At 64.0% G+C, this 18,255-nt stretch carries 17 protein-coding genes; 2 read left to right on the top strand and 15 right to left on the bottom strand.

Going from position 1 to position 18,255, the window contains the following annotated elements:
* Nucleotides 1–26 precede the first annotated feature (26 nt).
* The 8 genes from ECTHA_RS0108195 to ECTHA_RS0108160 form a co-directional block, all read right to left on the bottom strand.
* On the bottom strand, nucleotides 27–1,091 hold the full coding sequence (locus ECTHA_RS0108195) for a FemAB family XrtA/PEP-CTERM system-associated protein (protein WP_025281424.1): 1,065 nt from the start codon (nucleotides 1,089–1,091) through the stop codon (nucleotides 27–29).
* Entirely contained in the window at nucleotides 1,088–1,915 is an 828-nt protein-coding gene (locus tag ECTHA_RS0108190; protein ID WP_025281425.1) for an XrtA system polysaccharide deacetylase, read from the bottom strand. Before ECTHA_RS0108190 ends, ECTHA_RS0108195 begins: the two co-directional genes overlap by 4 nt.
* 38 nt (nucleotides 1,916–1,953) lie before the next feature.
* Nucleotides 1,954–2,988, bottom strand: coding sequence for an XrtA/PEP-CTERM system-associated ATPase (locus ECTHA_RS17665; RefSeq protein ID WP_025281426.1), 1,035 nt, complete (start codon nucleotides 2,986–2,988; stop codon nucleotides 1,954–1,956).
* 8 nt (nucleotides 2,989–2,996) lie between these two features.
* Nucleotides 2,997–4,361, bottom strand: a complete 1,365-nt coding sequence (locus tag ECTHA_RS0108180; RefSeq protein WP_025281427.1) for a TIGR03016 family PEP-CTERM system-associated outer membrane protein — start codon at nucleotides 4,359–4,361, stop codon at nucleotides 2,997–2,999.
* Entirely contained in the window at nucleotides 4,358–5,431 is a 1,074-nt protein-coding gene (locus tag ECTHA_RS17660) for an XrtA-associated tyrosine autokinase (RefSeq protein WP_025281428.1), read from the bottom strand. The genes ECTHA_RS0108180 and ECTHA_RS17660 overlap by 4 nt, the downstream gene beginning before the upstream one ends.
* Nucleotides 5,428–6,990 carry an XrtA system polysaccharide chain length determinant gene (locus ECTHA_RS17655; RefSeq protein ID WP_025281429.1) on the bottom strand — a complete coding sequence of 521 codons (1,563 nt, stop codon included), beginning with the start codon at nucleotides 6,988–6,990 and terminating at the stop codon, nucleotides 5,428–5,430. Before ECTHA_RS17655 ends, ECTHA_RS17660 begins: the two co-directional genes overlap by 4 nt.
* A gap of 84 nt (nucleotides 6,991–7,074) precedes the next feature.
* Entirely contained in the window at nucleotides 7,075–7,698 is a 624-nt protein-coding gene (locus ECTHA_RS0108165; protein WP_025281430.1) for an XrtA/PEP-CTERM system exopolysaccharide export protein, read from the bottom strand.
* A 279-nt stretch (nucleotides 7,699–7,977) separates the two neighbouring features.
* Nucleotides 7,978–8,394, bottom strand: coding sequence for an OsmC family protein (locus tag ECTHA_RS0108160; RefSeq protein WP_025281431.1), 417 nt, complete (start codon nucleotides 8,392–8,394; stop codon nucleotides 7,978–7,980).
* A gap of 191 nt (nucleotides 8,395–8,585) precedes the next feature.
* On the opposite strand from ECTHA_RS0108160, the gene crp reads away from it, so the two are divergent.
* A complete protein-coding gene (gene crp, locus ECTHA_RS0108155) occupies nucleotides 8,586–9,224 on the top strand; it encodes a cAMP-activated global transcriptional regulator CRP (RefSeq protein WP_025281432.1) in 639 nt (212 codons plus the stop codon).
* Nucleotides 9,225–9,246: 22 nt separating this feature from the next.
* Here crp and recQ read toward each other — a convergent pair whose 3' ends face one another.
* Nucleotides 9,247–11,079 (bottom strand): DNA helicase RecQ, encoded by a 1,833-nt coding sequence (recQ, locus tag ECTHA_RS0108150; RefSeq protein WP_238984831.1) that lies wholly within the window; start codon nucleotides 11,077–11,079, stop codon nucleotides 9,247–9,249.
* Nucleotides 11,080–11,092: 13 nt separating this feature from the next.
* Nucleotides 11,093–13,723, bottom strand: coding sequence for an aminopeptidase N (gene pepN / locus ECTHA_RS0108145; RefSeq protein ID WP_025281434.1), 2,631 nt, complete (start codon nucleotides 13,721–13,723; stop codon nucleotides 11,093–11,095).
* 214 nt (nucleotides 13,724–13,937) lie between these two features.
* Between pepN and ECTHA_RS0108140 the strand changes: the two genes are divergently transcribed.
* Nucleotides 13,938–14,240 (top strand): BolA family protein, encoded by a 303-nt coding sequence (locus ECTHA_RS0108140; RefSeq protein ID WP_026623646.1) that lies wholly within the window; start codon nucleotides 13,938–13,940, stop codon nucleotides 14,238–14,240.
* Nucleotides 14,241–14,242: 2 nt separating this feature from the next.
* Here the strand turns inward: ECTHA_RS0108140 and ECTHA_RS17650 are convergent, their stop codons facing one another.
* From ECTHA_RS17650 to ECTHA_RS0108115, 5 genes are all read right to left on the bottom strand, one after another.
* A complete protein-coding gene (locus ECTHA_RS17650) occupies nucleotides 14,243–15,319 on the bottom strand; it encodes a CobW family GTP-binding protein (RefSeq protein WP_025281435.1) in 1,077 nt (358 codons plus the stop codon).
* Entirely contained in the window at nucleotides 15,316–16,194 is an 879-nt protein-coding gene (locus ECTHA_RS19000; protein ID WP_084306860.1) for a DUF2914 domain-containing protein, read from the bottom strand. The genes ECTHA_RS17650 and ECTHA_RS19000 overlap by 4 nt, the downstream gene beginning before the upstream one ends.
* A gap of 117 nt (nucleotides 16,195–16,311) precedes the next feature.
* Nucleotides 16,312–16,719 (bottom strand): flagellar basal body-associated FliL family protein, encoded by a 408-nt coding sequence (locus ECTHA_RS0108125; RefSeq protein ID WP_025281437.1) that lies wholly within the window; start codon nucleotides 16,717–16,719, stop codon nucleotides 16,312–16,314.
* A gap of 42 nt (nucleotides 16,720–16,761) precedes the next feature.
* Nucleotides 16,762–17,361, bottom strand: a complete 600-nt coding sequence (locus ECTHA_RS0108120) for a DUF2058 family protein (RefSeq protein ID WP_025281438.1) — start codon at nucleotides 17,359–17,361, stop codon at nucleotides 16,762–16,764.
* Nucleotides 17,358–18,143, bottom strand: a complete 786-nt coding sequence (locus ECTHA_RS0108115) for a M90 family metallopeptidase (protein WP_025281439.1) — start codon at nucleotides 18,141–18,143, stop codon at nucleotides 17,358–17,360. Before ECTHA_RS0108115 ends, ECTHA_RS0108120 begins: the two co-directional genes overlap by 4 nt.
* Nucleotides 18,144–18,255 lie beyond the last annotated feature (112 nt).

Raw genomic sequence — 18,255 nt, 5'->3', positions numbered from 1 at the left:
AAGTCGAAGGCACGGACTCCACACCATCAGCCCAACCCCCTTGAGATCACCGGCCCCAACACATTGGCCACCGGCAACGGCAACCGCTTCCAGCCAGCAATGAACAACCGATACTTGGGATTTAAGGGATTGATATCCGGCACATCCTTCGCCCGTACCAGATGGTATTCGTAGTGCAGCGGCTCCGGCTCGAAACCCCAGTTCTTCTTGAAGCTGAAGGAGCCTGTGCCCCGCTTGCTGCGACCATAATCGAACAGGCAGTAGCCCTCCTGGCTGGCCCGGCGCATCACCTCCCAATAGAGAAAATCAAAAGCGGCCAGGTCACGGGCCTCGGGGGTGCCCCCGCCGTAGTAAGGTAGCACCTCATCCCGGAACAGGAAGCTCAGCACGCTGCTCACGGGCTGCCCGTCATGGCTGACCGTGGTCACCTGGGCCGCCTCGCCAAACTCATCCATCAGGGCCTGAAAGAACCGGCGGGCGAACACCGGCGTGCCGTGGCGGCGCACGCTGTCGGCATAAATGGGGAAGAATCGGTCGATGCCCGTATCCCGCTCCGAGGCCAGTTCCCGCTTGATGCCTTTGCGCACCATGGCCCGCTGCTTGCGGGGGATGGCCTTCATGTTCACGTCCGGGTCGGGATCGATGGGCTTGCGGAAGGTCACGTACAGGTCGTCCTTGCAGGGCCATTCGGGCAGGCGACGCTCCCGGTGGCGCAGTTCCAGATAATCCACCTGGAGTTCCTCGGCCAGGTCCTGGGCGGCCTGGATCAGCGCCTGCTCGGCCTCGGCATCCTCGGCGGCCACGCCACCGTACACGCAGAAGGGCACGGAGATCAGGGCATTGCCAAACAGCAGGGTCTTCACATGCCCCAGGGGCAGCACACCGCGGATGCGGCCCCCGGATTCGGCGTAAAGGTAATAGCCCTTATGCCCCAGGGCCTGCTCCAGCACCCGTTTCCAGCCGGCACGGTGGAAAAAGGTGGCGTCGGGGCAGGCATCCACGAAGGCTTCCCAGCCAGACTCCATCGCCGGCTCCAGGCGCTGGATGGTCAGGTTCGTGGACGGGCTTGAGGTCTGTGGCTGTGCGGTCATGGGCTGGGGGCAGGCTCCAGGAACACGCGGTCCATGCGGTCCCAGTGAAAGTCCTTGAGCAGTAGCTTGAGGCGCGATTCCGTGCGCTTCAGGTTGAGGTAATGGCGAACCCGGGTCTTGAGGCCGATGTTCTGCTGGCGGGGCTGGTCCGGGTCGATCTCCCAGGGGTGGAAATAGAACACCGCCGGCTGCCCCTCGGCCTGATTGATACGCTGTATGGCCCAGCGGGACAGGTGATAGGGGAATAGGCGGAAATAGCCGCCACCGCCGCAGGGGAACTTCTGGCCCGCCAGTTCCAGGGTGGTCACCGGCACCTCCAGCAGGTCGCCCTCCACGGGGTAAAAGGCGAAGCGGGGGGCCTCGGGCATGCCGTAGAGGTCGTGGCGGATGGGGTAGATGCTGGAACTGTAGCGATACCCCGTTTCCTGAAGGACATCCAGGGCCCAGAGGTTGTTGCGGCCAATGGAGTAACTGGCGGCCCGATAGCCCTGCACCGGGTCGCCGGTCACGTCCTCCAGCAGCGCCTTGGTGCGGGAGACATCCTGACGGAAGGCCTCCTGGGTCTGTTCCGTGGCACGAATATGGGACCAGCCGTGGCTGGCGATCTCGTGGCCCTCGTCCCGGGTGCGCCGCACCAGTTCCGGATAGCGGCGAGCCACCCACCCCAGATAGAAAAAGGTGGCCTTCACGCCCTGGTCCGAGAAGATCTCCAGGATGCGATCCACGTTCTGTTCCACCCGGCAGGGCAGATCATCCCAACTCCCCCGGGAGATGTGTTCCTCAAAGGCGGAGACCTGGAAGTAGTCTTCCACATCCACGGTCATGGCATTGCGGATGCACTGGGGGGCGTTGGGAACCTGGGTCACTGGGGCTTCTCCTTCAGGAAATGCTTGATGAAGCGGCGGACCTGGGAGATTTCCCGGTAGAAGGTCTTTTCCATGGTCTGGATGCGGCTTTCCAGTGCCGAGACCCGCAGTTCCAGGTTGCTCCAGGAGTAGTGGGCCGGCAGGCCCTCGGCGTCGTACACACCGCCGCGATCCAGGCCCCCTTCCAGTGGCCCGGAACCGGTTTCTTCCGCGAGGGCGTTCATCTCCTCGCCCAGTTCCTGGGCCACGGCACGCACCACGGCACCGTCGATCTCGTGCCGCTCCTCCAGGAAGGCGAACAGCAGCAGGCGGTCGGCCAGGCTGTTGATGCGTCGGGGGATGCCTTCGGTCTGGCGGTGGATCTCGGCGAAGGATTCAGGGGTAAAGTCCGGGTCTCGCTGCCAGCCGGAGTTCTCCAGGCGATACTCGATGTATTCCCGGGTTTCCTCTTCCGACAGGGGCGTGAGGTGGCAAGCGGCCAGGAAGCGCTGGCGGAACTGTTCCAGTTCGGCCATCTGCAGGGTGCGGCGGAACTGGTTCTGACCGAGCAGGAAGCTTTGCAAAAGTGGACGACCGGACACCTGAAAGTTGGAGAGCATGCGCAGCTCTTCCAGGGCATGGGGGGGCAGGTTCTGGGCCTCGTCCACCACCAGCAGCATGCGCTTGCCTTCCCGGGCCCTCTCGGTGAGGAAACGTTCCAGGCGGGAGAGGATGGTCGCCTTGCTGTCCTTCTCCACCTCCAACCCAAAGGCGATGGCCACCATGCGCAGCAGGTCATCGGCCTGGAGTTGAGTGGTGACGATCTGGGCGGCGATGAGGTTGTCATCGTTGAGCTCGTTGAAGAGCATGCGCACCAGGGTGGTCTTACCTGTGCCCACATCCCCCGTGATGGCAATGAAGCCTTCACCCTGGCTCAGTCCGTAACGCAGATAGGCCAGCGCCCGCCGATGAATGCGGCTGCCAAAGAAGTAGCGCGGGTCAGGGCTGAGCTGGAAGGGTTTGCGATCCAGCTTGAAGTAGGCTTCGTACATGACGCTCCCTAGAACGTGGCGCTGAGTGTGGCGGTCACCCGGTTTTCTTCGTAATCGCCGTCCGGCAGGTCCGAGTCACGCTGCTGATGGCGGTAGGTCAGTGAGGCGGAGGTGCGTGGGCCCAGGGTACGGCTCAGGCCAAGGCTGAGGGCGTAGAGGTCGTCCTTGCGGTTATCCACGTCGTAATCGGTGCCCTGCCATTGCAGGCTGGCCTGGGCGCTGGTGCGGGGGGCCAGTTGGTAGCTGGCGGAGGTGGTGAGGGTGTTGACCTCTTCGTCACCTCGGTCCGTCTGGTATTCGCGCTCCACGCGGGAGCCGCTTACCGTCCACGACACTCTAGATCGCTGACCGGAAGCACTGACGCTGAGTTGTCGGGAGATGAATGTGTCTGTGGATGGGTCAAAAACATCGTCCAACTCACCTCGTTGGGTGTCTACGGTCTCGGAGTAAGCAACAGACCACGTCGCATGGCGAAATCGATGATTTAAAGTCAAACCATAGGTGTCCCCAAAAAAACGCTCGCCATAGAACGCATCAAGCGATGTTCGGGGAGTGGGCAGCCAGGTGGCACCTGCGCGCCAGAAACTGTCATCGGGGTCATCGGTCCCGGCATCGCGCTGGAAGTCGTTGCGCTCCTCCCCGCCGGCAGCAAACACGCTGAACTGCGGCGTGAGATTCAACCGCACCAGCCCCTCGATGGATTCGAAGGTGGTCTGGGAACCGTCCTCGAAGTCGACCTGGTCCCAGCTGTAGGTCAGGCCCCAACCAATGGTGGTGAACTGGGGACCACTGTTCAGGCTGGCCTGCACCCGATTGGACTCACTCCCGGAACCCCCAATGCTGGCATCCTGATAATCCGTCTTGTCCCATGTGTAGCGCACCTCACCACCGGCAAACCGCCCGAACTGCTGGCGCCAAAAGGGGCTGATCCGGTAGTTAGCGACCCCCGTCCGGTTGCCATCGGTGAGAGTGTCATCCGCAAAACCATCGCGACCATCCACCAATCGCTCCCGGTAGCTAGCGGAAGCATCCACGAAAAAGGTCTCCCTGAGGAGCTCGGTGGTGCTGTTGCCCGAGAAGGTGTGGTTCACCGTGTTACGGCTGTCATCTCCCCAATAGGCCAGGCTTTGCAGGTTGTACCCCAGACTCAGGTCGGTGCGTCCACCGTCCCGACTCAGGGAAAAGCCGGTATTGAGTTGACTGACCGATTCCGATTCCTTGTCATCGGAGGAGGAGGCCAGATTCACGTTATCCGTGTAGGTCTGCGAGACACTCACCCGCGGCGTAAAATCCCACCGGTTGGCCGAGGCGTCGGCGCTCAGGAACAGAACGGCGGCGCCTCCCAGCAGCGCTCCACTCCATGGAGGATTCATGCGGCGGATCCCTGTGCGGGTTGATCGTTGCCCTGTTTCGCGTAGCTGTAGCCATAGCCGTAACCATATCCATAGCCGGCGTAGCGACTGATCAGGGACGAGCGCATCTTGTTAAGCACCAGCCCGATGGGCTTGGAATGATCCAGCAGGGCCAGAGCATCGTTCACCGCCCCATGGAGGGTCTTTTCCGACTCCACCACGAAGACCACCTGGCCCAGCAGGCCGCCCAGCACCGAGGCCTCGCTGGTGAGCAACAGCGGTGGGGAGTCGAAGATCACCATACGGTCCGGGTAGCGTTCCGCCAGCTCCTTGGTGAGGCGCAGCATGTCCTCACTGGCCAGCAACTCGTTGGCATGGGGGTGATACTTGCCCATGGGCACCACCCGCAGCTTGGGGATGTTGGTCTTGATCATCACATCGCCCACGTCCAGCTTGTCGTCCAGCAGCAGGTCGATGAGCCCGGGCCCCATGGGGGTGCCCAGGATCTCATGCACCCGGGAGCGCCCCACGTCGGCATCCACCAGCAGCACCGTCTTGTCCATTTCCATGGCGATGCTGATGGCCAGGTTGACGGCCGTGAAGGTCTTGCCCTCGCCGGATTTGGCGCTGGTCACCATCACCAGATTGCCCTGATCCACGAGATCGGCCCCGCGACCGAAGGCATTGGCCAGCAGCGGGCGCTTGATCATGCGGAACTCTTCGGCCACCTGGGTGCGCTCAGACCCGGCGGTGACAAAGCCCTGCTCGCGCAAATGGGCCAGATTGAGTTCCACATAACGATCGCTGTCCGGCTTCAGATCCGGCGGGGGCGGTGGCACATCCGGCAGCGGATGCAGGGGGACCTGCTCTGCCGGGCCGGCCTCAACACCGTTCGCGTCGTGGGCAGCCACTTGTACTGCTTCCGAATCCGGTTTCGGAGCGGACTCGGGCTGGTCGGCCACCCGGGCATCGACCTGTGTCCGCTCAAAACCAGACGAGGCCGACGGGGCGCTTGCCTTGCCGCTCTCCTGCTCTCGCAGGCGGCGCTCTGCCTTTTCGATCAGGCTCAGTTCTCGATCGTTATCGCTCATCCCAGCAGCCGCTCCACGATGGGTAGATGAATTCCGCCCGCTGCCACCACCACGAAGTAGGTGAGGATCAGCAGGCCACCGAAGGACGCAAACGCGGCCAGTTCGATTCGCTCACGCCGCTTGATGCGGGCATTGCTCACCTGGGAGACCACACCCAGCACCGGGAAGCCGGTGACCGAGTTGAGCGTGCGACGGTTGTCGAACACGGGGCGCAGCAGACCGATCAGGAAGGCCAGGCCAGCACCCACGGCCAACCCACCCACCAGGGAGGCACTGAACATGGCCGGTCGGTTCGGGGCAGACGGCGAGGACGGCACGCGTGCCGGCTCGATCACCCGGAACTGCACCTGATCGCCACCCTCTTCCACCCTACGACTGATGGCGGCCGATTCACGGCGCTGAAGCAACTGGTTGTACTGTTGCTGATTGATGTTGTAGTCCCGGTCCAGGCGCTTGAGTTCAGCCTCGACCTCGGGGATCACGTTCACCATACCCTGGAGATTTTCCACGGTCTCCTGCTGACGCTGCAGCCGGGAGCTGAGACTGGCGATCTCCACCTCCACATTGGACAGGCTCATGCGCATCTGCTGATACACGGGGTTGGTATCCAACTGCTCGGGCGTGGGGCCACTCTGGCGGGCCAGCATGATCTCCTCTTCCCGCTGTTCCTCCAGATCCTCAATGGTGCGGCGGATGCTTTGTACATCCGGGTGCCGTTCGGTGTAGGTCAGCAGCAATTCATCGAGGCGGCTTTGCAGATTCTGGATACGACTGTCGATGGCGGCCGTGGCCTGCGAGGTCCGAGTGCCCCCCATGATGCCGAAGGTGGGTTCCTCGCCCGCAATCTGCCGGCGAATCTCGTTACGGCGATTTTCTGCCTCCCGCAGGCGCTGCTGGGTCTCTTCCATCTGGTTTCTGGCCTGCTGGAGCCGGGAGTAATAGGTCCCCCCTTCGCCCGGCAGCAAGCCCGCATTGTCCCTACGAAAATCTGCCAGCCGACGCTCAGCAGCCGTGAGGCGCTGTTCGTACTCTTCGATCTGCTGTTGCAGGAAACGTTGAGCATGATCCGTCCCGGCGCGGGTGTCGCCCAGGGCCCCTTCCACAAATCGGTTGATGAGCGCCTGCACCACATCGTAGGAATGCTGTGGATTCCCGTGGGTGTAGGAGATGGTGTACACATCATTCTGGCGAGTGGAGGAGATATTGATCCCACTGCGCAGCCGATTCACGATCCGCTGCATGTCGCTGTCATCACGCGCCTGCAGATGCAGATCCACTTCCCGGGCCACCTCTTCCAGGTTGGGGCCGGTGAGCATGGTGCGGGTCATGAATTCCACTCGCTGGGAGATATTGGTATCCACAGCCAAGCCCCGCAACAGAGGCCTCAACATGGATTGCGTATCCACGTGGACCTGGGCGGAGGCGCGGTATTGGTCGGGCAACTGGGTGACGTGAGCCCACCCGGCAAGGCTGATGATCCAGGCCACGATGAGCACGATCCACCGGTAGCGCCAGGTGGACCTGACGTAACCCAGGACCTGATTGAGGATTTCCTGCATGGCGGCGACCTCCTCGCCTACGCGAACTGCTGCTTACTGCACATCAACTAAGGGGGAGCCATCCCTGGCCACCCGACACGGGCATTAGAACCAGGATTCCGGAATGATCAGGATGTCCCCGGGGAGCACATGGGCGTTGGCCTCGATGTCACCCCGGTTGAGCAGATCGTTCAGCCGCACGTTGAACTGACGGGTCTCGCCGTTGGCATGGCGCACGATGGAGGCCCGATTGCCCGCCGCGAACTCGGTGAGCCCGCCAACGGCGATCATCACATCCAGGACGGTCATGTTTTCATTAAAGGGAATGGCCTGAGGATTGGCGGCCTGGCCCACCACACGGATTTGCTGATCATAGGGCCCACGGAAGCCGGTGACGATGACCGTGACCACCGGGTCCCGCACATACACGGACAGGACCTCTTCCATGTCCCGGGCCAGTTCGGTGGGGGTCTTGTTGGCGGCGGGTACGTCTTCGATCAACGGGGTGGTGATCTTGCCATCGGGGCGCACCGGCACCGACATGGAGAGCTCGGGTTGGCGCCAGACGAAGATGTTCACGTTATCTCCGGGGCCAATGATGTAGTCGGGACTGCCGTCCAGCGAGACATCTTCCAGCGGGGGGTGCTTGGTGGCACAGGCGCCCAGCGCCAACGCCGCGAGGAGGACGAGAAGGTATCGGATGAACCCCTGGACACTTGGCTTGCTCACGTGCTTCTCCTTTTCTGGCGCCTACCCTGCTCCGCGGACCCGAATGCCCGGGTGGACGGAATATTCGCGTGAAACCCCTCATCCCAACGGGCTGACGCCTGAAACGCAGGCGGGACCCGAAGCCGAAGGGCAACGGTCACTGCTTGAGAGATTAATGTGAACCAGTTCACATTTCAATACCGCACCAAAGAAATCGGCGATTCATGGATTCCCTCAGGGCGATTGAGTGTATCACCCGTCTTCGCGGCAACGACAGATCACACCGCTGCACCGCCTTGCTCAGGGCGACCGGATCTCGAAATCATGGGTGATCTCGGCCACCTTGCCCAGCATGATGGAGGCCGAGCAGTACTTTTCTGCCGACAGGCTGACGGCCCTGGCAACGTGCTTCTCCGACAGCTCGTGACCGGTGACGATGTAGTGCACATGGATACGGGTGAACACCTTGGGGTCGGTCTCCGCGCGCTCGGCGGACACTTCCAGCTCGCAGTCGGTCACCGACTGCCGGGATTTCCTGAGGATCTGCATCACATCGAAGGCCGTGCAGCCGCCCATGCCCAGCAGCAGCATTTCCATGGGGCGCGGGCCCAGGTTGCGCCCACCGTGCTCCGGCGGGCCGTCCATCACCACGGCATGTCCGCTGCCCGACTCGCCCACAAAGGTTGCGTTATCCAGCCACTTGATCCGGGTTTTCACGGCCCTTTCTTCCTCTCGGCACGCTCGGCCGATGCAAATATTCGACAATCCACCCGGGCTACCATAAACTCGGCGCAGGGAAAATAATAAGATAAGCGCCCTCAGCTCATCCGACGCATCAGCGGCTACAGGCCCCGCCTTCCCCCTTGTTCGCGTTGGCGGTTTGTCGTCCTGCCCCTACGAGGTGGACAATGAGTAGTCTACTCAAGCAACAACAGGCGCCTGAAGAGGCACTGGATAAATTGCTTGCCCATTGCCATCGTCGCCAATATCCCGCCCGTGCCACCATCATCCACGCGGGGGATCGCCCGGACACGCTCTACTATATCATCCAGGGTTCGGTCAGCGTGATGATCGAGGATGAGCTGGGGCACGAGATGGTGCTGGCCTACCTGAACCCGGGGCAGTTCTTCGGGGAGATGGGGGTGTTCTCCTCCCAGGCGCGCAGTGCCGGCATCGTGACCCGCACCCCCACCGAGACGGCGGAGATCCACTACCCCAAGTTCATCGAACTGGCCATGCAGGACCCGACCATCCTGTTTCTCCTGGCCACCCAGATGGCCGTGCGCCTGCGCGAAACCAGCCGCAAGGTGATCGACCTGGCCTTCCTGGACGTGACCGGCCGCATCGCCCGCACCCTGATGGAACTGGCCCAGCAACCGGACGCCATGACCCATCCCAAGGGCATGCAGATTCGCATCACCCGCCAGGAACTGGCCAAGATCGTGGGCTGCTCCCGGGAGATGGCCGGACGGGTACTCAAGGACCTGGAAGAGCGGGAGCTGATCACGGCCAAGGGGAAGACAGTAGTCGTATTCAACGCGCGGTGATCAGGGTTACTCAAACCTCGGGTTACTCAAACCTCAAGATCACCTCCAGGAATTCCTCTCCATAAGCCTCCAGCTTCCTCTCCCCCACGCCGGAGATCGCCGCCATGGCCCTGAGGCTCTCCGGTCGCATCTCCGCCATCTCCATCAACGTGGCATCATGAAACACCACATACGGTGGCACCCCCTGATCGTCCGCCAGCCGACGACGGCAGGCGCGCAGGGCCTCGAACAGGCGCTGATCCTCGGGGCTGTCCAGACCGGCCGCCGCCGTGCGCCGAGGCTCCCTGGGTGCACGAGAAGGGCGCACCTCCTTGCGCAGCATCAGCTGCATCTCCCCCCGCAGCACCGGCCGGCAGGCCTCGTTGAGATGCAGGCCGCCGTGGCCTTCCAGGTCCACCGTGAGCAGGCCCCGGGCGATCATCTGCCGAAAAATCCCCTTCCACTCGTTCACGCCCAGGTCGCTGCCGATGCCGAAGACGCTCACGCGATCATGGCCGAACTGCTTGATACGGGCATCGTCCTTGCCGCGCAGCACATCCACCAGGTAGTTCACCCCGAAACGCTGCCCGGTGCGATGCACGCATGAGAGCGCCTTCTGGGCGGGCACGGTGGCATCCCAGGTCTCGGGGGGTTCCAGGCAGGTGTCGCAGTTGCCGCAGGGCTCGGATTCCGTTTCGCCAAAATAGGACAACAGGGCCTGGCGCCGGCAGGTGGTCATCTCGCACAGGCCCAGCATGGCGTCCAGCTTGTGGCGCTCCACCCGCTTGTGGCTCTCGTCCGCCTCGGAGCTGTCCACCATCTGCCGCAGGGTGATCACATCCTGCAGGCCGTAACTCATCCAGGCATCCGCCGGCAGGCCATCGCGGCCCGCGCGCCCCGTCTCCTGGTAATAGGCCTCGATGCTCTTGGGCAGGTTCAGGTGGGCCACGAAGCGCACATTGGGCTTGTCGATGCCCATGCCGAAGGCGATGGTGGCCACCACGATCACCCCTTCCTCGTTGAGAAAGCGCCGTTGATGGGCCTCGCGCACCTGGGCGCTCAGGCCCGCGTGGTAGGGCAGCGCGGTCAGTCCCTGATCGCAGAGCCAGTCGGCGATCTCATCCACCCGCTTGCGGGACAGGCAGTAGACGATGCCCGCCTCGTCCGGGTGAGTCTGTTCGATGAAGCGCAGCAGGTCCCGGCGGGCATTGCTGCTGCTCTGGGTGATGCGGTAACGGATATTGGGGCGGTCGAAGCCGCTGATGAACACCCGGGCCTGGTCCAGACCCAGGCGCTGACGGATCTCCTGACGGGTGCGCTCGTCGGCAGTGGCGGTGAGGGCGATGCGGGGGATGTCGGGCCAGTGCTCGGCCAGCAGGGAGAGCTTGATGTATTCGGGCCGGAAATCATGGCCCCACTGGGACACGCAATGGGCCTCGTCGATGGCGAACAGGCTGATGCGCGCCCGCTTGAGCAGGGCCAGGGTGCGCTCATTGAGCAGGCGTTCGGGGGCCACGTAGAGCAGATCCAGCTCGCCACGCAGCAGAGCCCGTTCCACTTCCTGGACCTCTTCCCAATGCAGGGTGGAGTTCAAATAGGCCGCACGCACCCCCGCCTGGCGCAGGGCAGCCACCTGATCCTGCATGAGGGCAATCAAGGGGGACACGACGACGCCCGTGCCCGGCAGGGCCATGGCGGGGATCTGATAGCACAGGGACTTGCCGCCCCCCGTGGGCATCAGCACCAGGGCATCGCCGCCCTGCATGAGGGTGTCGATCACCTGGTCCTGGGGCGGGCGGAACTGCTCGTAGCCGAAGGTGGATCGGAGGATATCCAGGGGTTGATCGTCCATGATCGTCGCGCTGTGTGTGTGCATGCCGCCTATCTTTTCACCCCAGACTCCGCGAGGCAATCTCGTACACATCCCGGGACAGCCCCGGGTGGGCGACGATGCGCTCCAGGCACGCCCGCATCAGCCCCTGGCGCTGTTCATCGAATCGCTTCCAGCGGCTCAGACTGGTGACCAGCCGGGCGGCGATCTGGGGGTTCAGGGCATCCAGTTCCAGCACCTGATCGGTGATCAGTTCGTAGCCGCTGCCATCGGCGGCATGAAAATGCACCGGGTTGGCCATGGCGAAGGCCCCCAATACGGCACGCACCCGGTTGGGATTGCGGATGGAAAAGCCCGGGTGCTGCATGAGTCGCCGGATCCGATCCAGGGCCCCGGGCGCACTGGCGGTGGCCTGCAGGCCGAACCACTTGTCCAGCACCAGCGGCTCTTCCCGCCAGCGGGCCTCGAAGTGGGCCAGACTGCGCTCCTGGATCTCCCCTGGGCAGTCCATCAGGGCACGCAGGGCACCCATGGCATCGGTCATGTTGTCGGCGGACTGATACTGGGCCTCGGCCAGAGCCTGGGCATTGGCATCCTCGGCTGCGCACAGATAGGCCAGGCACAGGTTGCGCAGGCGCCGGCGGCCCATGGCGGCGGCATCCATCCCCTGGGTGTCCTGCAGCGCGTCATACACGGCCCGGAAGCGCGCGGCCAGGGCCTGCCCCAATGCGCGGCGGGTGAACTGGCGCGCCTGATGGATGGCATCCACATCCACCACCTCCATCTGCTCGGCCAGGTAGGTCTCGCCGGGCAGGGTGAGGGCCTCGGCCACCAGGGCGGGATCCAGGGTATCGTTGTCCAGCACCCGGGCGAAGGCCTCCTGGAACAACGGGTCCAGCGTGGGTTCACGACCGGCCTGGATGTGGGCAATCTGCCCCTGCAGCATCTGCACGGCGAACTGCTGGCCCGCCTCCCAGCGGTTGAAGTCGTCGGTGTCGTGGCCCATGAGGAAGGCCAGTTCCTCGGAGGTGTAGGGGAATTTCAGCTTCACCGGCGCCGAGAACCCCCGCAGCAACGAGGGCACCGGGGCCTCGGGCACGTCGCGGAATACCAGCACATGATCCGGGGCGGTGAGTTCGATCACCCGCTCGCCCGGGGTGGCCTGGCTCTCCCCTTCCAGGCGCAGGGGGATCTCCCGGCCCTGGCTGTCCAGCAGGGCCAGGGTGAGGGGGATATGGAAGGGCAGCTTTTCCGACTGCCCCTGACTGGGCGGGCAGGACTGGCGCACGGTCAGGCGATAGCTTTGGTTGGTCTCGTCGTATTCACCGGCCACGTCCAGCACCGGGGTGCCGGCCTGGTCATACCAGCGGCGGAAGCGACGCAGGTCCCGGGCATTGGCGTCTTCCATGGCCTTGACGAAGTCATCGGTGGTGACCGCCTGGCCGTCATGGCGCTCGAAATACAGGTCCAGCCCGCGGCGAAAGCCCTCGCGGCCCACCAGGGTCTGGATCATGCGCACCACCTCGGCGCCCTTCTCGTACACCGTCATGGTGTAGAAGTTGTTGATCTCGATATAGGACTGGGGCCGCACCGGATGGGCCATGGGGCCGGCATCCTCGGGGAACTGCAGCGAGCGCAGGCGCTGCACATCGCCGATGCGCTTGACCGCCCGCAGGCTCTGGTCGGCGGTGAACTCCTGGTCGCGGAAGACGGTGAGCCCTTCCTTGAGGGAGAGCTGGAACCAGTCCCGGCAGGTGACCCGATTGCCCGACCAGTTGTGGAAATATTCGTGGGCGATCACGCTCTCGATGGCCACGAAGTCATCGTCGGTGGCCGTGTCGGGCCGGGCCAGCACGTATTTGGAATTGAAGACGTTCAGGCCCTTGTTCTCCATGGCCCCCATGTTGAAGTCGTCCACGGCCACGATCATGTAGATGTCCAGATCGTATTCACGCCCGTAGGTGTCCTCGTCCCAGCGCATGGATTTTTTCAGCGAACGCATGGCGTGATCGCACTTGTCCAGGTTGTGACGCTGCACATAGATGCGCAGGTCCACCTCCCGGCCGGAACAGGTGGTGAATCTGTCCTGCTGGCAGACCAGATCCCCGGCCACCAGGGCGAACAGGTAGCTGGGCTTGGGGAAGGGGTCGTGCCACACGGCATAATGGCGCCCCTCGGGCAGGTCGCCGGCGTCGGCGAGATTGCCGTTGGACAACAGCACCGGGAAGCGGTCCTTGTCCGCCTCCAGGCGCACGGTGAACAGGGTCATGACATCGGGCCGATCCAGGAACCAGGTGATGCGCCGAAACCCCTCCGCCTCGCACTGGGTGCAGAAGTTGCCGCCGGAAACGTACAGCCCCGACAGGGCCGTGTTGGCCTCGGGGCTGATGGCCGTTTCCATCTCCAGGGTGCACTGGGCGGGGAGTTCGTGGAGGGTGAGGCTGCCCTCATCCTGCTGGAGATTGCCCGGCGCCACGGGTTCGCCGTCCACGGTGAGGTTGATCAGCTTGAGTTCCTCCCCCTGGAGCACCAGCGGCGCCTCCTGGCTCACCGCACGGCGCAGTTGCAGCCGGGATCGCACACGGGTGTCGACCGGGTCCAGCTGGAAGCACAGGTCCACGTGCTCAATGCGCCACTGGGGCGGTGCATAGTCCGTGAGGTGGATGGCGGCGGGGGTGGATTCTTTCATGGGGCGATGTCCATTCTGGCCGGGCGTTCAGGCCGGGGTGGCAGGCTATTCCTTACTATAACGTTTGGGATAGGAAGCGGCCAAGGGGGCGCAGATGAATGAGCCGCCCCGGGGTCAGGCGTGACCGGAAACGCAGAGGGACAACAGAGACTTGCCTGCCCGGTGCGGATATCGGATGATGCGGTCACCAATCCATAGCAAAACGGTCGGAATTATGAGTGTGCAGTCCGAGATCGAACGCAAGCTGTCCCAGGGGCTGAACCCCGCCTATCTTGAGGTGGAGAACGAGAGCGATGGGCACAATGTGCCGGCGGGCTCAGAGTCTCATTTCAAGGTCACGGTGGCCGCGGATGCGTTCGAGGGTCAGCGACTGCTGGCCAGGCACCGCAAGGTGAATGCCTTGTTGATGGATGAGTTGCAAAGCACGGTACATGCGCTGGCGCTGCATACCTTCACGCCTGCGGAGTGGTCGGCGCGGGGTGGCCGGGTGAAGGAATCGCCGCCATGTATGGGGTGAAGTCAAAGCCCCTCTCCCGCTTGCGGGAGAGGGGTTGGGGTGAGGGCCTGCAGCAACAACGCCTCCACTGCCGCCCAATCCAGCGCCTCATCGGCAATCAACTCCACCCGACTGTCCCGCCGCCAGGCGATGGGGGCGGTGGAGAATCGGCCCTCGGCCCAGTCGACGCGATACCACTCCCGACCGGTACGCACCACACCCTTGGCACGCACCAGCTCACTGAACGGTGGCTTGCTGAACAACCCCTCCAGCACCTTCAGATCAAAACGATCCTCCGGCGGGAATCGCCAGCCACGGGCGGTATCGGCGGCAGGGGCCTGGGTGGCCGGATCCGCGAGACCAAGGGATACAGGTGATACGACGGATGCACTGGAGGCACTGTACCCGGTGGATAGACCAGACTGAGGGGTGAATGCTGGCGTCACCCGCGTGAAGACACCCTGCCCCCCGGCGCCACTCATGCCACCCACCCCCGAAGCCTCCAGATCCAGCAGGGCCGGATCGATCTGCCCGTGGGTGGTGCGCACCACGGCCTGCTTCGGTGGATACAGCCCTGCCACGAAGGCCTCGAGGGCTTCCAGCTGGTCCACCGGGGCCACATCCGTCTTGTTGATGACCACCACATCGGCCAGGGTGAGCTGATCCTTGTAGATCAAGGACTTCTCCAGACGCTCCTCACTGAAACCGGCCGGGTCCACGATGCAGGTGATGTTGCCCAGCCGGGCAGCAGAGGCCAGCCAGGGGTCGCGCAGGGTATCCACGATGCCGGTGGGATGCCCCAGCCCGGTGGGCTCCACCAGCAGGCGATCCGGGCGGATCTCCCGCAATATTTTGGTGAGAGCCACCCGCAGGTTCATGGCCCCGGTGCAGCAGATACAGCCACCGGCCACCTCCCGCACGCGGATCTCGTCGCCAGCGGCATCGGCGAGGATTTCCCCGTCGATGCCCACCTCGCCGAACTCATTGACCAGCACCGCCCAGCGCTCATGGGCCGGGCGGTGGGCCAGCAGGTGCAGGATGGCGGTGGTCTTGCCTGCTCCCAGAAAGCCGGTGATCAGGTTGAGAACGGCTCCACTCACCGCAACTCGAACCGATAGGTGTCCAGCACCTCGCCGTCCTGGGTGACCACTTCCACGTGCCAGGGGCCGGTCCAGGCCGGATCCAGGGTCTTGATGGACCAGATGCGCCAGCGGGGGCCACCCACGTCGAAGTGGATGTCGCCCATCTCCTGATCATCCCGGTAACGCCAGCGATGGATGATCTCACCACCCTCATGGTCCATGATCTCGCTGAAGAAATACACCTGCTCCGTATCGGCATCCACCCGGGTCAGATTGTCCACCGGTTCGCGGTTATCGATACCCGAGGTGAACTGGCCGCGGGACACCTGGCCACGCGGGCCCGGTTCAGGGGCCATCTCCGGCTCCTCGGCGGTGGGCTCCGGCTGGGCAGGCTCCGTTGGTTCTTCGGCAGGCGCGTCCATGGGTTCGTCGGTGGTGTCCGGCGCGGTCATGTCGGGTTCGGTCACGTCCGGCTCGGCGTCCATGGCCGGGGCGTCTTCAGGCATGGCATCGTGGGGCTCGTCCACTGCCGGGGCACCGGCAGGATCAACCTCCGGGGCATCCACAGAAGGAGCAGCCTCGGGGGCCTCGTCCAGGGTCGGCTCATCCATGTCGGCGCCGCCATCCTGCACGGGTGGCATCTCGGGGGCGTCGGCCTCCGCAGGGCTGACGGGCGGCTCATCCATGGCAGGCGCCTCCCGCGGCATGGTCTCGGAGGGCTCTTCGAAATTACGGGCCGCGTCCGTCTCGGGTGCCGCACCATTGGCGCTGGCGGTTTGCTCGTGTCCGGTGTGGTTGTGAGCCAGGGCCGTGCCCGAGGCGCAGGCCAGGGCCAGGATGCCGGGCATGAGCACCGAGCCGACAATACTGGAGGAACGTGGATTGCTTCTCATCACGGTATGGACTCCCTGCAGCTGTGGTTTTTAGGGGAGGATAGGGGGAATCGGCACCCATTACCACTGACCGGGCTCAACTCCGCGGAACCCGTCACAGCCCGGTTTGGGGCGGGTTCACTGGACGATGAAGCCGGTGAAATAGAGGTTGCTGATGGATGGAGCACCAGACGTCTCCTCCATGGCCTCGCGCAAGTGATCCAGGACCTCGGCCCGCATCCGTTCGCGTTCCTGAGCGCCGCGCACCTTGTCCGGGTCGCGCCCCCCAAAGTAGGTGATCATGCGATCGCGAATCACGGGCATGTGCTGCTGTACCCGTTCGGCGTCGGCTGCGGTCTCCACATAGAACTGGGCCTGGATCTGCAGGAACTGGGCACGGCGCGGGTTATCCAGGTTCACCACCAGGGCGGGTTCCAGGGCGATGTAGCCGGGGTAGTCGCCGTCGCCGGCCGATGCAACCTGGGCAGTGACGAAGAGCAGCAACATGGCCAGCAGGGGCGGCAGGATGTAGGTCCGTGTCTTCATGGGCGATGTTTTTCCTCTTGGGGTTGGGTATGCACCATGGTCTCATCCCGAGGTGGGCAAGGGATCGGCCTCTTCATCAGGCTCTCCGGGGAAGACCACGGTTCGATTCGGGTCCCGCTCCAGGATCTGACGACCGATGACTGCAGGCAGCAGATGCCGGCGTCCGTCCAGAAAGGCGATGCATAGCTGCCCTTCGGCCAGCTGCGTCTGCTGTTGCTCGGTCACATACAGATGCTTGATGGTCTGCCCCACCTGAAAGTGATAGGGCTGCTCGGCCTGCTCCTGATTGACCCGATGCGCGGCAATCAATTCCCTGAGCTCCTGCTTGAGGGCGCGGGCCTGGGGACTGGGCTGGCCCTGATGGCCCCTGGAGGACCTGGCAGGCCTGTCGGGTGCCGATGCAGGCGCGCGCGCCTCGCGCTCCGGCGCCCGCCGGGGCTTGTCCGGACGGCCCGGAGGTCGGGCCTTCTTGGTGCGAGCCGCCCCGCCCTTGCGGTTGTCCGACCGGCCCTGCCCGCCGCCGCCCCGCGCCGGGCGCCCATCCCGGGCGCGGGGCGGACGACTCTGAACCTCCTCGGCCTTCTGGGCCTGTTCCTCGGTGACCAGGCCGGCCTTGAGGAGTTGGTCGCGAAGCTGGCTCATCTGTCACTCCTGATGGGCATGGACGCCCTCAACATCCGACGCTCTGCCGGATCCTGGCGGTAGAACTGGCGGAACTGTGCATGGACATCCGGATACTCCCGCTGAAGCAACCGGGGCCGGGCGAAGAAATACTCACTCATCACGGCAAAGAACTCTCCGGGATCGGTGGCGGCATAGGGATCAAAGTCGCTGGGTTGTTCCAGATCCAGGCGCCGGTTCAGGTCATCGTAGGCCGCGGTCATGATGCGGGTCCAGTCCGACACCCGCATCTCCCGGTGCAGGGGGGGCATGCCGTTGGCGGCGCCATTGCGCATGTCCAGGGTGTGGGTGAACTCATGAATGGCCAGGGTTTCGCCCCGGGCCATGGCCCCCCAGGATAACAGCACCGGGCCACGTTCCCAGGCCTCGCCGCTGTAGGGCATGTCTTCCACATGCAGGACGCCCATCTCGTCCATCACTTCGTGACGGGGGAGAAAATCATCTTCGTAGACGATGATCGTGGCCCACTCGTCATACCAGTCCAGGCCAAGCTCGAGGATGGGCAGGCAGGCCTGCAGGGCGATGTTCAGCGCCATGTCCGGCCCCACCTCCAGGCCGTGGGCCCCGTAGAGACGTTTTTCCGCCAGAAAGGGCACCACCAGGCGCCGCAACCGCTCCAGGGAGGCGTCGTCCATGCCATCCAGCAGCACCAGGGAGTCCACCCCCTGCTGCCACAGGGCGGGTGGAATCGGATCACGGGAGAGCGCTCGGCGGCGTTGCCAGGCGCGAAGCAGGGAGGCCATGGATGGGTCGGCGCGGGCTTGGGTCTGCCCGCATTATCAGCCAGATGCGGCGGCATGTCATGGGGCACGGCCCACAGGCGCGCCGCCATGCAGTATTCTTGGGAATGCAACC

Source organism: Ectothiorhodospira haloalkaliphila ATCC 51935 (assembly GCF_000633935.1).
GTDB lineage: Bacteria > Pseudomonadota > Gammaproteobacteria > Ectothiorhodospirales > Ectothiorhodospiraceae > Ectothiorhodospira > Ectothiorhodospira haloalkaliphila.
Note: the sequence above shows the minus strand (reverse complement) of the source record. Positions and strands in the feature narration are given on the sequence as shown.